Below are 12,702 nucleotides of genomic sequence, written 5' to 3'. Positions count from 1 at the left end.
ATCCCTCAGGTTGTCTCATATATTCAGTAGTGCAATAGGAGAGACAAGGCCAGTTGTTTAACAATCGCGGTTCGTTGGCGAATGGAACCGGGCATTCTTTCAAGGATCGTCCATTCTTTGACAAGTGGCCTTCCCCTCTCTCAATTACGTTTATCCTGGGACAAAAGGGGTTGAAAAAATGAAGAAAAAGCTAGTGATACTAGTGATGGCCATGTTGGCGGTGCTTGCACTCGCTGCCTGTGGAGAAAAATCGAAAGACGATGTAACCAAGGACCTTAAGGCAAAAGTAGAAGATATGAAGGGGTACAAAGCAGATGCAAAGATGACCCTGCAGGTGGGAGAAGAACCCCAAACCTATGATGTGGAAGTATGGCATAATGACCCTAATTATTATCGTGTAGCCCTTAAGAATGCTACAAAAGATCAAAGCCAAATGATCCTGCGTAATGATGAGGGAGTGTTCGTCCTGACACCGGCTCTGAATAAAAGCTTCCGATTCCAAAGCAACTGGCCTGAAAACAGCAGTCAGGCATACTTGTATGAATCACTTGTCAAAGATGTTTTAGAAGACAAAGAAGCCACCTTCAAGGAAACAAAAAATCATTATGTCTTTACGACAAAAACACGTTACCAGAACAGTCAGATGCTCCCTACACAGGAGATTGCCTTTAACAAGAAAGACCTGACGCCTGCATCTGTTAATGTGATGGATTCAGATCAAAACCCGCTTGTGAAAGTGGAATTCTCTAAGATGGACATGAAAGCCGCGTTTGATAAAAAAGATTTCGATATGAAGAAAAATATGACCGGCGCCCAGCTTGAGGTTCCTGTGACAGCGGCAGTGGAAGATACGGAATTCACCGTTTTGTACCCGATGTCTGAAATCACCGGTACTGAATTGATAGAAGAAAAAGAAGTGGCGACAGATACAGGAAAGCGCGTCATTCTAACCTATGATGGCGAAAAATCCTTTACGATCGTTCAAGAGAAGACGACTGTCGTCCCTACGATGACTGTGTCTACGTCCCTCAAGGGGGAATTGGTGGACCTTGGCTTCACCGTAGCGGCCATGACGGATCAATCCATCCGGTGGACGAATAATGGTGTGGATTATATGCTCGCATCAAATGACCTCACTCCTTCGGAAATGGTCATGGTGGCACAATCCGTGCAAGGTTCAATGGTGAAATGATGAAGTTGATCGGGGCGGGCCTATCTGGTCCGCCTCTTTTCAATCATTGGGATAGGGAGTAAAGTCCCGCCCCCGACCCTAAATCCTTCCTTATCCCCCCTCAAAACCCATTCCTGCTGAAAATCCCAAAATCTATTCACCACAATAAATGATAATATGAATAATCCATGGTATTCTTGAATAGAATGACAATGTTTTGTGTAACGATATGAGGAAGTGAACAGAGTGGAAACCCAGACGCAATTTTTTCGAGATACATGGGCTGAAATCAATTTGGATCATTTATATGAAAATGTAAAAAATATTAAAGGTCATATCCCTGATGATGTGAATGTATTTGCCGTTGTAAAGGCGAATGCTTACGGGCACGGGGATGTTCAAACATCTCTCACTGCCCTCGCTGCAGGGGCGCATGGATTGGCCGTTGCCTTTCTGGATGAAGCGATCTCTTTGAGAAGGGGAGGCATCACCGCTCCGATCCTTGTCCTTGGGGCTACGAGACCAAAAGATGTGAAGATTGCTTCTCAATTGGACATTTCCTTAACGGTCTTCCACAAGGAATGGCTCGTGGAAGCTGAAAGACAGTTGGCGAAAGAAGATCATTTATGCCTTCATATCAAGTGTGATACCGGTATGGGGAGGATAGGCGTTCGGACCTCGGACGAATTAAAGGGTATCGAGGGATATATTCATTCTCACCCACAGTTCGAGCTTCAGGGGATCTTTACCCATTTTGCTACGGCGGATGAACTGAATGATGACTATCTTGACGAACAGTTGAGGCGCTTCGAATATATGCTTCAACAACTGGAATCGCTTCCTGCGTATATCCACTCTTCCAATAGTGCTGCTACTCTAAGGAAAACGAATACCCTATTTAATGCTGTAAGAGTGGGGATTGCCATGTATGGCCTTACACCATCGATCGAGATGAAACCTGAACTGCCATTTCCATTGAAGGAAGTCTTTTCACTCCATTCCAGACTCATTCATACAAAAGAACTTGCAGCTGGTGAGAAAGTCAGTTACGGAGCTACGTATGAAGCAGGGGAATCGGAATGGATCGGGACGATTCCGATCGGATATGCAGATGGCTGGCTGCGGAAATTACAGGGTCAGGACGTTTTAATTGACGGGAAGAGAGTTCCAATTGTTGGAAGGATTTGCATGGATCAATGTATGATCCGTCTACCTGAATCCCGGCCGATCGGTACCCGCGTCACGTTGATCGGCAAGCAGGATGGGGCTGCCATAATGATGGATGAAATCGCCGAAAAGCTTGATACCATCAACTATGAGATCCCTTGCATCATCTCGACAAGAGTACCGCGCATATATATACAGAACGGAGAAGCGACGGAAGTGTCGAATAAGCTCTTATCGACAGGGATGGACAGTCCACAGGAAAATAACGACCTATTTGATGAATAATTAGTATTTTAACTGGTGGATAATAGAAGAGATTGATAAATTAACTTTTCATTCCCTGTATTTGATGGTATGATAAATATGTTAATGAACAGAAACGGTATGTAGTGATTGGTGGAGGTGTAGTTTGTGTCTGAATCCAGCGCAACAACAGAAATCTTAATTCGTCTACCGCAACAGCTCGTTACAGAATTGGACGGCTTTGCAGATCAAGAAAATGTGAATCGCAATGAGTTTATTTATCGTGCAACCAAAATGTATTTACGAGAGCGTAAGAAGAGACAATTACGTGAATCTATGAGACGCGGCTATATGGAAATGGCGAAGATTAATCTCGCAATCGCTTCAGAAGCGATTCAAGCAGAATATGAGGCAGAACATACAGTCGAACGCTTAGTAAGCGGAGGTTAATCCTTTGATTGTAAAGCGTGGTGACGTATATTTTGCAGACCTTTCTCCTGTTGTAGGTTCAGAACAAGGCGGAGTTCGGCCGGTACTTGTTATTCAAAACGATATAGGGAACAGGTTTAGTCCCACAATTATTGTAGCTGCCATTACCGCACAAATTCAAAAAGCAAAACTGCCTACTCATGTTGAAATTGATGCAAAACGTTATGGCTTTGAACGTGATTCCGTTATCTTGCTTGAACAGATTCGAACGATTGATAAACAACGTCTTACCGATAAGATTACACACCTGGATGATGAGATGATGGAGAAAGTGGACGACGCCCTGCAAATCAGTGTGGGTCTGATCCAGTTTTAACTCATATCTGTCCTTCGTGTATATCCATTATCACGTATATAATAGAGACAGTTTAACTGCAAACCAGAAGGCTTGCTGATCAACGAATGCTTGATCATTAAGCCTTTTTGTTTTGCTTTTTTTATTTTCACTACCCATTGATGCCGGATTCTGTTTTGGAAGAGGTATCTGGATAATGGAAATATAGACAATTTTATGACAAAACCAGGCAAACAATCTATAATGGGAAAAGAAAGAAATAAAAATACCCGAAAAGGCATAGGCTTTTTCTTTTCCATATTTATTTGTTAATATTAAAGTAATTAAGTCATTTTCGTTCTTTGTTGTAAACTACTTTAAGATTGGGTTACATCAATCGGTATAAATGCTGGGGTTAAATTTCATATGATAGAATGGAGAGAACAAAATGTTTAGTGAAGTCACGGCTTATATTCAGGACAATAAATCAGATATCACTAGTACTTGGATGGATCGTATGCGAAATGAAGCGGATGAGAAGTTTCTTCACGTCGTTTCGGATCAGGTCTTCACCAAGACAAGCCATGAGTTTGTTGAAATGATTGCCGCTAATTTGAGAGATTCGAAAGAATTCAACAGCCGTCTTGAAGATTTCGCTGAAAAGGTTGTTAGATTAGGGTGGCCATTAACATTTGTAACAACCGCTTTAGGGACATTTGGTAAAGTGGTATACGAAGGCATGACGGAGGAACAGCTGATCACGGAAGAAAATCACGCTTCACAGGTTGAGAAGTTCGATCAATGGCTGACGCCGATGTATAACAGAGTCATAAAAGCTTATACAGAATCATGGGAAAGAACGGTTTCCCTTCAAAAGATAGCATTACAGGAATTATCTGCACCATTGATACCGGTATTCGAAAAGATTTCCATTATGCCCCTTGTCGGCACCATTGATACTGAACGTGCCCGTTTGATCATGGAAAACCTGTTGAACGGTGTGGTGAAGCACAGGGCGGAAGTCGTTCTGATTGATATTACCGGTGTTCCGGTGGTGGATACGATGGTCGCCCATCATATCATCCAGGCTGCTGAAGCCGTACGTTTAGTAGGGGCGAAGTGCATGCTGGTGGGGATCAGACCGGAGATTGCCCAGACGATCGTCAATTTGGGAATTGATCTTAATCAGTTCAGCACAAACAGTACGTTACGAAAAGGAATAGAAAAAGCTCTTGAAATGACAAATCGAAAAATAGTTTCGACGGAGGGATTAGAGTGAGAATACCAATTTTAAAGCTGCATGATTGTTTATTGATTTCCATTCAGTGGGAGCTGGATGATCAAACAGCCCTTCAATTTCAGGAGGATCTTCTCCAGAAGATTCACGAAACAAGTGCAAGGGGAGTAGTGATCGATATCACTTCCATCGATTTTATAGACTCGTTCATCGCTAAAGTACTTGGGGATGTGATCAATATGTCCAGGTTGATGGGAGCAAAAGTTGTCATCACGGGCATTCAGCCTGCTGTAGCGATTACGTTGATAGAGCTTGGAATCAGGTTAGAGGACGTTCTGACCGCTTTGGATCTGGAAAAAGGTCTGGAGAAATTACAATTGGAACTGGGGGACTAGGTATGGATAGCCAATCCTGCGTGAAGATCACGAATGAATGGGACATCGTTGCTGCCCGCCAGTTAGGGAGGAATGTAGCGAAAGAGCTCGGATTCGGCACAGTTGACCAAGCTCGTATCACTACGGCTATCAGCGAATTAGCAAGGAACATCTATTTATATGCCGGCTACGGTCAAATTTGCATTGAAAAATTATTTGACGCCGGAAAAAAGGGCGTGCGCATCATTGCCTTAGATGAGGGCCCTGGTATTGCCGATATCAGAAAAGTAATGGAAGATGGATATTCCACATCAGGCGGATTAGGAGCAGGTTTGCCTGGAGTTAAGCGTTTAATGGACGAATTTAACGTTGAATCTGTACCAGGTGAAGGGACAGATATCAGGGCGACCAAGTGGCTCCGCTAGGGGGAGTTATATGAATTTCAGAGAATTGATGGATTCAAAATATAGAGAGATCATTGAGCACTATTTAAACGACCAGGATGAGAAAGCCCTTTATTTGGGACAGAAATTCAGTCGTAAATCAATTGAGCACCACGTATCACCGGAAGAAATCATCAGTCTCCACAAGAATGTCATCCTGGAGATGGAACCAGACATACCGCATCAGGTGCTGCATTCTTTTGATATTCTCCTGGAAGTCATGATAGGTTATGGTTTTGCCTATCGTGAACATCAAAGCTTGAGAACGAAACAACAGGAATTGAATAATGAAATAGATGTCGCATCCAATATGCAGCAAACCCTTCTTGGGACAGTCATTCCTTCAGTCGAAGGGTTGGATATTGGAGCGGTGAGTGTACCGGCGAAGAAGATGAACGGTGATTACTATCACTTCGTCCAGGATGAAAATGACAGCGTCAGTGTGGCCATTGCGGACGTGATCGGGAAGGGGATACCAGCGGCTCTTTGTATGTCCATGATCAAGTATGCAATGGACAGTTTACCAGAGTATCGCCATGAACCAAATGCTGTGTTGGAAAGTTTGAACAGGGTAGTCGAACAAAACGTGGACGCCAGTATGTTCATTACTATGTTCTACGGCGTGTATAATTCTGAGAAACATCTTTTTTCATACTCATCAGCTGGGCACGAACCCGGCTTTTTTTATAGAGCGTCAACCAATGAATATGAGGACCTTGATGCCAAGGGCCTTCTATTAGGTGTGGATAAAAAAGCAAAGTACAGACAATACGAAAGACGTGTGGAAGTGGGGGACATGATCATTCTCCTTTCCGATGGAGTAACGGAATGCCGCACGGAAGAAGGTTTCATCGAGAGGGAGGATCTGGTCCAGTTGATCAGCCGGTATACGCATCTCCCTACTCAGGAAATCATCAATAATGTGTATAAGCAACTTGAGAAGCTGCAGCATTTTGAGCTAAGGGACGATTTCACCTTAATCATCATAAAAAGAAATTCGTAATGTGGTTTATTTTTATCAGAAATAGGGTAAATGAATAGAGACGTATTATAATGTTGCCAAAAAGGTGGTCTTTTTATGAACTTATCAATAGATATGAAAGAAAAAGAAAACGAGCTGCTCGTTAAAGTAGCCGGTGAAATTGATGCATATACAGCTCCAAAGCTTAAAGAAACGCTTCAGCCTTCTGCTGAAACTGATGATAAAGATATAACAGTCGATCTTTCTGAAGTATCATACATGGATAGTACGGGACTCGGCGTGTTCGTCGGTCTGTTTAAAACGGTTAAGGCCCGTGGTGGACAGCTTAATCTGGTTGGATTGTCTGATCGTTTACAAAGACTGTTTGATATTACAGGTTTAGGGGATATTATGAATATCAATTCCAAAGTAGAAGGTGGAGTGGAATGATGCAAGCTTTTGATTACATCGAGATGAAGATCCCCGCAAAGCCGGAATATGTCGGGGTCATTCGTTTGACGCTTTCGGGAATTGCAAGTCGTATGGGGTTTGACTATGATGCCATTGAGGATTTGAAGATTGCCACAAGTGAAGCGATCACTAATGCGGTTCAGCATGCGTATAAAGATAATGATGGAGAAGTCGTTGTCGGGTTCGCACTGTATGGGGATCGCCTTGAAGTGATGGTGGCTGATCACGGTGAAAGTTTTGATTTCAAAGAAATTCGCAGTGCTGTTGGTCCTTATCATGCCGATCATTCTGTTGAGTTCTTAAGAGAAGGTGGGTTAGGCCTTTACCTTATTGAGAGCCTTATGGATGATGTTAAAGTGCATCACAAGGAGGGAGTGACAGTCTTTATGACTAAATTCCTATCAGGGGAGCAGGTGGAGAGGGATGAAAAAACTATCTCAACCTAACCAGCAGGCTCAAAAAGAAAAAGTACTCAAATGGATCAAGGATTATCAGGAGACCCAGGATGATGACGCCCAAAGCCAACTCATTTTGCACTATCAAAACCTTGTTGAGTCCATTGCGAGGAAATATTCAAAGGGCAGGTCTTTCCATGAGGATATAATCCAGGTAGGGATGATTGGGTTGCTTGGAGCAATCAGAAGGTACGATGAATCTTTCGGCAGGTCATTTGAAGCCTTCGCGATTCCAACCATTATCGGGGAGATCAAACGGTTCCTAAGGGATAAAACATGGAGTGTACATGTTCCCCGGAGAATTAAGGAACTTGGTCCGAAAATAAAATCGACGGTTGAAGAGTTAACAAATAAATTAGAACGTTCTCCACAGGTTCATGAGATTGCTGAATACCTGGAAGTGAGTGAAGAAGAGGTTCTGGAAGCGATGGAAATGGGTAGGAGTTATCAGGCTTTATCTGTGGATCACTCCATTGAGGCTGATTCAGAAGGAAGTACGGTAACGATACTGGATATCGTGGGAGATCAGGATGAAGGTTATGAAAAGGTTAACCAGCGACTCGTTCTTGAGAAGGTCCTTCATGTCCTTTCCGACAGGGAAAAAGCGATTATACAACACACTTATTTAGAAAACCTAAGCCAAAAAGAAGCTGGGGAAAAGCTCGGTATTTCACAAATGCATGTTTCCCGCCTGCAAAGAAGAGCGATTAAAAAGCTTCGGGAAGCCATCCAGGAAGAGATGAGCGATTCGGAGAGTCATTATTAATGGCTTATCTTCAACAAAATGAAATAGAGCTTTACGCAGAACAAGTATCGAAAAATGGGAATCCCTTTTGTGGGGACAGTTATTTCTATACTTCCACCAACGATTACTTTATCTGTGTCCTCGCCGATGGTTTAGGCAGTGGAAAGTATGCATATGAATCGTCACATGCTGTCGTGGAGATTGTGGAAAGAAATCATCATGAAGATGTCGAGACCCTCATGAGTCTTTGCAATGATGTCCTTCAGAAGAAACGTGGAGCTGCCGTGGCGATTATTAAAGCATATTACCATTCCAAAGAATTTGTGTATAGTTGTGTAGGTAATATCCGTTTTTATATGTATGCACCCGAAGGAAAGATGACCTATCCCTTACCGGTCACAGGCTATCTCTCCGGACGGCCTCAAACGTATAAAACACAACGTTTTCATTATAATAATAACTCAAGATTTCTCATTCATTCAGATGGATTGAATATTTCCGGCGTAAAGAATATCCTTCAAAGATATCCGACCCTTCATGGGGCGCTGGGTGATATACAATCATTAGTAGACGGCACATCAGATGATACAACATATATCATTGGAAACTTACTCTAACAGGCTTAGGGTAAGTTTTTTTGTTTATAAGCTCTATTTCAATCCCCAAAGACAGATATGGTAAAATAAATAATGAATCCTATCAATGGAGGTAATACAATTGGCAGCAACATTAACAAAGCAAGAACCATTACTTCATCAAGTATCCAAAGAATTGAACTTATCAATAAAGAATGTAAAGAACGTCATTTCTCTTCTGGAGGAAGGGAATACAGTTCCATTCATCGCACGTTATCGAAAAGAACAGACAGGCGCACTGGATGAAGTCCAGATTCGCAATATCATGGACAAGTGGAATTATCTGTTGAACCTTGAGCAGCGAAAAGAAGAAGTCATCCGTCTCATAGAAGAACAGGGGAAGTTAACGGAAGAATTAGCCCGGTCCATTCAAAAAGCAGATAAGCTGCAAATGGTAGAAGATTTATATCGTCCATATAAACAAAAGAGGCGTACCAAAGCAACCGTAGCAAAAGAAAAAGGCCTGGAGCCCCTGGCTGAATGGATTCTGACCTTCCCATTAAAAGGCGACCTTACAAGTGAAGCTTCAAACTATATCTCAGAAGAGAATGAAGTGACCACTGTGGAAGATGCCCTGGGTGGAGCCAAGGACATCATTGCTGAATACGTATCCGATGAAGCTTCTTACCGGGATTACATAAGAAAATATACATTCCGTAAAGGGTTAATCGAATCAAAGGTGAAGAAAGAAGAGTTGGACGAAAAAAAAGTGTTTGAAATGTATTACTCCTATCAGGAGCCCATTCACAAAGTTGTCCCCCATCGTGTCCTTGCAATGAATAGAGGGGAAAAAGAAGACATACTCAAAGTAAACATCCAGCCAGATACAGAAGGTATTCAAAACTATTTGGAAAAGCAGGTCATTAAGAATATCCACTCCATTTCCGTACCTCTGGTGAAAGAAGCAGTGGAGGACAGTTATAAAAGGCTCATCCAGCCATCGGTGGAAAGAGAAATCCGGAATGAGTTAACTGACAAAGCGGAAGATCAAGCCATTCATATCTTCTCTGAAAACCTGCGTAAATTATTGCTTCAGCCTCCGATGAAAGGGAAGATGGTATTGGGGGTCGATCCTGCATTTCGGACTGGGTGTAAGTTAGCTGTCATTGATGAAACAGGGAAAACCCTCGATATCAATGTCATCTATCCACATACATCTCAAGCTCAACGAAATAAGGCGGAGGACGCCTTTAAATTGATTCTGACAAAATATTCGATTGAGGTTGTGGCTATTGGGAACGGAACAGCGTCGAGGGAAACAGAACAATTCGTTGTGGATTTATTAAAAGAAGTAGGCGGGAATATCTCTTACTTAATAGTCAACGAAGCCGGGGCAAGCGTATATTCTGCATCTGATGTGGCGAGAGAAGAGTTCCCTGACTTACAAGTAGAAGAAAGAAGTGCTGTCTCCATTGCCCGGAGATTACAGGATCCGTTAGCTGAATTAGTGAAAATCGATCCTAAATCAGTCGGGGTCGGGCAATATCAACATGATGTTTCCCAAAAGAAGTTGAACGAATCGTTAACTTTTGTAGTGGAAACGGCTGTTAACCAAGTGGGTGTGAACGTAAATACTGCCTCTTCCTCCTTATTGCAATATGTAGCGGGGCTTTCTAAAACAGTGGCCAACAATATTGTGAGAAAGCGTGAGGAAGAAGGGAAGTTTCAATCCAGGGTCCAATTAAAAAAAATCCCAAGGCTGGGTGCGAAAACGTTTGAACAGTGTATTGGCTTTCTGAGGATAATGGATGGGAAAGAAGTACTTGATAGGACGTCTATTCACCCTGAGAACTATACCGATGTTAAGAAGCTCCTCTCTAAAGTGGGAATGGGTGTAAATGACGTCGGGTCAGATAAACTTAAACAGTCTTTGGAACAATTAAATATAGATGAAGTGTGTGAAGAGTTGGAAATTGGGAAACTGACATTGAAGGATATAATCGATTCACTGATTAGACCAGGTCGGGATCCGAGGGATGAGTTTCCTAAACCGCTACTGAAGAAGGATGTTCTGAAGCTTGAGGATTTATCTGAAGGAATGGAATTACAAGGAACCGTGCGAAATGTAGTCGATTTTGGTGCCTTTATTGACATTGGAGTAAAACAAGATGGACTTGTCCATATCTCAAAGCTGAAAAATGGTTTCGTGAAGCATCCATTAGATGTGGTTTCAGTCGGGGATGTTGTGACTGTGTGGGTTGACAGTGTAGATGTCAAAAAAGGCAGGGTTGCACTGACCATGGTCCCTTAAGAAATGGATAGGAGCTGACTGAGTGATAGGGAGCTATCAGAAGGTCAGCTCTTTTTATATAAAATGGAATGACTTTGTAATAGAAAAACATCATTAAGAGCAGTTCTTCTTCCTGTAGAAATTCCAACATTGATTAAGAAGTTTGATCTGGTATCGATCTTTCTCAAAATAGGCTTTCCTCAATTGATTGACAAGCCAATTTGGCATGGTTGAACCTCCTTATCTTTTTGAAAGTGCCGCTAAATAGAAAACGGTCTTTCTCCGAGTGGTTTGTCAGTTTGAAACAATAAGGTGATACCTAGTTTATGCTATAATAGGTTGTCATGTTCTAATTAAGAAAGAAGGATTTGTATGACGAATGCCGAGCTGCAGCAATTAGTTGAAAGAATTTCAATCCAATCATTCCACAAGCCATTTCAACATAAGGCGTATTTTAACCCGAGATTGCGCACCACGGGCGGAAGATATATGTTGCGCAGCCATGATATTGATATTAATCGAAGGTATCTGGATGAGCACGGAATGGAAGAATTGATTGGAATTATAAAGCATGAGCTATGTCATTATCACTTGCATATTGAAGGAAAAGGGTACAAACATGGGGATCATGACTTTAAGAGCCTGCTCAAGCACGTCGGGGGGTCAAGGCATTGTTCTTCGTTGCCCAGTGTGAACAGGAGAAGTCGGGTGTTATACTATGTCTGTTCTCAGTGCGGTCTGAACTTTGAAAGAAAAAGAAAAATCAATACAACGAAATATGTGTGTGGCCGCTGTAAAGGGAAACTTCGCCTCGTAAAGGAAGTCGTGATTGAAAAAGGGTAGATCAAAAGGTGTTTTTCTTGTGGAGAAAGTGCCTGAAAGTAGTTGACAAGAAATTGATGAGTCATTATAATCTAAAGAGTCGATAAGACGAGTTAAGCGTAAGAATACTTCACGTTCCGCAGTAGCTCAGTGGTAGAGCTATCGGCTGTTAACCGATCGGTCGCAAGTTCGAATCTTGCCTGCGGAGCCATTTTTATGGAGAAGTACTCAAGTGGCTGAAGAGGCGCCCCTGCTAAGGGTGTAGGTCGGGCAACTGGCGCGAGGGTTCAAATCCCTCCTTCTCCGCCATTTCTATTTATAACGTGGCCCGTTGGTCAAGCGGTTAAGACACCGCCCTTTCACGGCGGTAACACGGGTTCGAATCCCGTACGGGTCATTTTACTTGCTTGAAGTAGGGATAGTTATTTTCGCTATCGCGAAGGTAATGAAAGTTATTTTGCTTACGCAGGGTAAGGATAGTTATTTTCCCTATCTCGAAAAAACTTTGGTCCGGTAGTTCAGTTGGTTAGAATGCCTGCCTGTCACGCAGGAGGTCGCGGGTTCGAGTCCCGTCCGGACCGCCAGATTTATTTTTAAAAAACAATTGACTTCATTGAGGTGGACATGTTAATATTAAAACCTCGTCACTTTTTGAAAAAGTATTGGGCTATAGCCAAGCGGTAAGGCATCGCACTTTGACTGCGACATGCGTTGGTTCGAATCCAGCTAGCCCAGCCATAGCGAGCCATTAGCTCAGTTGGTAGAGCATCTGACTTTTAATCAGAGGGTCGAAGGTTCGAATCCTTCATGGCTCACCAAAGATTTTTGCCTTGGCAAAATATCTTACCATTGTTTTTCTCCAATGTGAAAAACAAAAATATATGCGGGTGTGGCGGAATTGGCAGACGCACCAGACTTAGGATCTGGCGCCGCAAGGCGTGGGGGTTCAAGTCCCTTCACCCGCACTCTTTAAAAACCTCTTTTA

At 42.6% G+C, this 12,702-nt stretch carries 15 protein-coding genes and 7 tRNA genes; 21 read left to right on the top strand and 1 reads right to left on the bottom strand.

Features of this window, described 5'->3' with window-relative positions:
• The first annotated feature begins 178 nt into the window (after positions 1–178).
• The 13 genes from ATG71_RS03120 (at position 179) to ATG71_RS03060 (ending at position 10,916) form a co-directional block, all read left to right on the top strand.
• On the top strand, positions 179–1,192 hold the full coding sequence (locus ATG71_RS03120; RefSeq protein WP_098438449.1) for a LolA family protein: 1,014 nt from the start codon (positions 179–181) through the stop codon (positions 1,190–1,192).
• Between the two features lie 225 nt (positions 1,193–1,417).
• Complete coding sequence (gene alr / locus ATG71_RS03115) at positions 1,418–2,623, top strand: alanine racemase (RefSeq protein WP_098438448.1); 1,206 nt, start codon at positions 1,418–1,420, stop codon at positions 2,621–2,623.
• Positions 2,624–2,749: 126 nt separating this feature from the next.
• The gene (locus ATG71_RS03110; protein ID WP_032085355.1) at positions 2,750–3,031 is read left to right on the top strand and encodes a CopG family ribbon-helix-helix protein; all 282 of its coding nucleotides are present in this window, start codon (positions 2,750–2,752) and stop codon (positions 3,029–3,031) included.
• Positions 3,032–3,035: 4 nt separating this feature from the next.
• Positions 3,036–3,386, top strand: coding sequence for a type II toxin-antitoxin system endoribonuclease NdoA (gene ndoA / locus ATG71_RS03105; RefSeq protein WP_034763063.1), 351 nt, complete (start codon positions 3,036–3,038; stop codon positions 3,384–3,386).
• Between the two features lie 406 nt (positions 3,387–3,792).
• Complete coding sequence (locus ATG71_RS03100; RefSeq protein ID WP_098438447.1) at positions 3,793–4,623, top strand: RsbT co-antagonist protein RsbRA; 831 nt, start codon at positions 3,793–3,795, stop codon at positions 4,621–4,623.
• Positions 4,620–4,976 (top strand): STAS domain-containing protein, encoded by a 357-nt coding sequence (locus ATG71_RS03095; RefSeq protein ID WP_034763058.1) that lies wholly within the window; start codon positions 4,620–4,622, stop codon positions 4,974–4,976. The genes ATG71_RS03100 and ATG71_RS03095 overlap by 4 nt, the downstream gene beginning before the upstream one ends.
• 2 nt (positions 4,977–4,978) lie before the next feature.
• Positions 4,979–5,380, top strand: a complete 402-nt coding sequence (locus tag ATG71_RS03090; RefSeq protein WP_034763056.1) for an anti-sigma regulatory factor — start codon at positions 4,979–4,981, stop codon at positions 5,378–5,380.
• Positions 5,381–5,390: 10 nt separating this feature from the next.
• Positions 5,391–6,401 (top strand): PP2C family protein-serine/threonine phosphatase, encoded by a 1,011-nt coding sequence (locus ATG71_RS03085; protein ID WP_098438446.1) that lies wholly within the window; start codon positions 5,391–5,393, stop codon positions 6,399–6,401.
• A 75-nt stretch (positions 6,402–6,476) separates the two neighbouring features.
• Positions 6,477–6,809 carry an anti-sigma factor antagonist gene (locus ATG71_RS03080; protein ID WP_098438445.1) on the top strand — a complete coding sequence of 111 codons (333 nt, stop codon included), beginning with the start codon at positions 6,477–6,479 and terminating at the stop codon, positions 6,807–6,809.
• The gene (gene rsbW / locus ATG71_RS03075; protein WP_034763252.1) at positions 6,809–7,276 is read left to right on the top strand and encodes an anti-sigma B factor RsbW; all 468 of its coding nucleotides are present in this window, start codon (positions 6,809–6,811) and stop codon (positions 7,274–7,276) included. Before ATG71_RS03080 ends, rsbW begins: the two co-directional genes overlap by 1 nt.
• Positions 7,254–8,051: an RNA polymerase sigma factor SigB gene (gene sigB / locus ATG71_RS03070; RefSeq protein ID WP_098438444.1), complete on the top strand. Its 798-nt coding sequence runs from the start codon at positions 7,254–7,256 to the stop codon at positions 8,049–8,051. The genes rsbW and sigB overlap by 23 nt, the downstream gene beginning before the upstream one ends.
• A complete protein-coding gene (locus tag ATG71_RS03065; protein ID WP_098438443.1) occupies positions 8,051–8,647 on the top strand; it encodes a PP2C family serine/threonine-protein phosphatase in 597 nt (198 codons plus the stop codon). Before sigB ends, ATG71_RS03065 begins: the two co-directional genes overlap by 1 nt.
• An 85-nt stretch (positions 8,648–8,732) precedes the next feature.
• Positions 8,733–10,916: a Tex family protein gene (locus tag ATG71_RS03060; RefSeq protein ID WP_179886441.1), complete on the top strand. Its 2,184-nt coding sequence runs from the start codon at positions 8,733–8,735 to the stop codon at positions 10,914–10,916.
• Positions 10,917–11,009: 93 nt separating this feature from the next.
• Here ATG71_RS03060 and cmpA read toward each other — a convergent pair whose 3' ends face one another.
• Positions 11,010–11,123 (bottom strand): cortex morphogenetic protein CmpA, encoded by a 114-nt coding sequence (cmpA, locus tag ATG71_RS03055; protein ID WP_098438441.1) that lies wholly within the window; start codon positions 11,121–11,123, stop codon positions 11,010–11,012.
• Positions 11,124–11,267: 144 nt separating this feature from the next.
• Between cmpA and ATG71_RS03050 the strand changes: the two genes are divergently transcribed.
• The 8 genes from ATG71_RS03050 (at position 11,268) to ATG71_RS03015 (ending at position 12,682) form a co-directional block, all read left to right on the top strand.
• Positions 11,268–11,738 carry a SprT family protein gene (locus tag ATG71_RS03050; protein ID WP_098438440.1) on the top strand — a complete coding sequence of 157 codons (471 nt, stop codon included), beginning with the start codon at positions 11,268–11,270 and terminating at the stop codon, positions 11,736–11,738.
• A 115-nt stretch (positions 11,739–11,853) separates the two neighbouring features.
• Positions 11,854–11,928: transfer RNA gene (locus ATG71_RS03045), tRNA-Asn, on the top strand.
• Between the two features lie 7 nt (positions 11,929–11,935).
• A tRNA-Ser gene (locus ATG71_RS03040) sits at positions 11,936–12,026 on the top strand.
• 16 nt (positions 12,027–12,042) lie between these two features.
• Positions 12,043–12,114: transfer RNA gene (locus ATG71_RS03035), tRNA-Glu, on the top strand.
• A gap of 110 nt (positions 12,115–12,224) precedes the next feature.
• Positions 12,225–12,301 (top strand) — tRNA-Asp (locus ATG71_RS03030).
• Between the two features lie 79 nt (positions 12,302–12,380).
• Positions 12,381–12,455 (top strand) — tRNA-Gln (locus tag ATG71_RS03025).
• 4 nt (positions 12,456–12,459) lie between these two features.
• Positions 12,460–12,535 (top strand) — tRNA-Lys (locus tag ATG71_RS03020).
• Between the two features lie 65 nt (positions 12,536–12,600).
• A tRNA-Leu gene (locus ATG71_RS03015) sits at positions 12,601–12,682 on the top strand.
• The last annotated feature ends 20 nt before the right edge of the window (positions 12,683–12,702 follow it).

This window comes from Bacillus sp. es.034 (genome assembly GCF_002563655.1).
GTDB lineage: Bacteria > Bacillota > Bacilli > Bacillales > Bacillaceae_B > Rossellomorea.
The sequence above is the reverse complement of the archived record's forward strand: the minus strand, read 5'-3'. Positions and strand labels throughout refer to the sequence as shown.

What these genes read in the sequence shown, in the direction of transcription:
- ATG71_RS03120 (WP_098438449.1), top strand. Translation starts at nt 179, where the DNA reads ATGAAGAAAAAGCTAGTGATACTAGTGATGGCCATGTTGGCGGTGCTT.
- ATG71_RS03100 (WP_098438447.1), top strand. Translation starts at nt 3,793, where the DNA reads ATGTTTAGTGAAGTCACGGCTTATATTCAGGACAATAAATCAGATATC.
- ATG71_RS03090 (WP_034763056.1), top strand. Translation starts at nt 4,979, where the DNA reads ATGGATAGCCAATCCTGCGTGAAGATCACGAATGAATGGGACATCGTT.
- ATG71_RS03085 (WP_098438446.1), top strand. Translation starts at nt 5,391, where the DNA reads ATGAATTTCAGAGAATTGATGGATTCAAAATATAGAGAGATCATTGAG.
- ATG71_RS03080 (WP_098438445.1), top strand. Translation starts at nt 6,477, where the DNA reads ATGAACTTATCAATAGATATGAAAGAAAAAGAAAACGAGCTGCTCGTT.
- rsbW (WP_034763252.1), top strand. Translation starts at nt 6,809, where the DNA reads ATGCAAGCTTTTGATTACATCGAGATGAAGATCCCCGCAAAGCCGGAA.
- sigB (WP_098438444.1), top strand. Translation starts at nt 7,254, where the DNA reads ATGAAAAAACTATCTCAACCTAACCAGCAGGCTCAAAAAGAAAAAGTA.
- ATG71_RS03065 (WP_098438443.1), top strand. Translation starts at nt 8,051, where the DNA reads ATGGCTTATCTTCAACAAAATGAAATAGAGCTTTACGCAGAACAAGTA.
- ATG71_RS03060 (WP_179886441.1), top strand. Translation starts at nt 8,733, where the DNA reads ATGGAGGTAATACAATTGGCAGCAACATTAACAAAGCAAGAACCATTA.
- cmpA (WP_098438441.1), bottom strand. Translation starts at nt 11,123, where the DNA reads ATGCCAAATTGGCTTGTCAATCAATTGAGGAAAGCCTATTTTGAGAAA.
- ATG71_RS03050 (WP_098438440.1), top strand. Translation starts at nt 11,268, where the DNA reads ATGACGAATGCCGAGCTGCAGCAATTAGTTGAAAGAATTTCAATCCAA.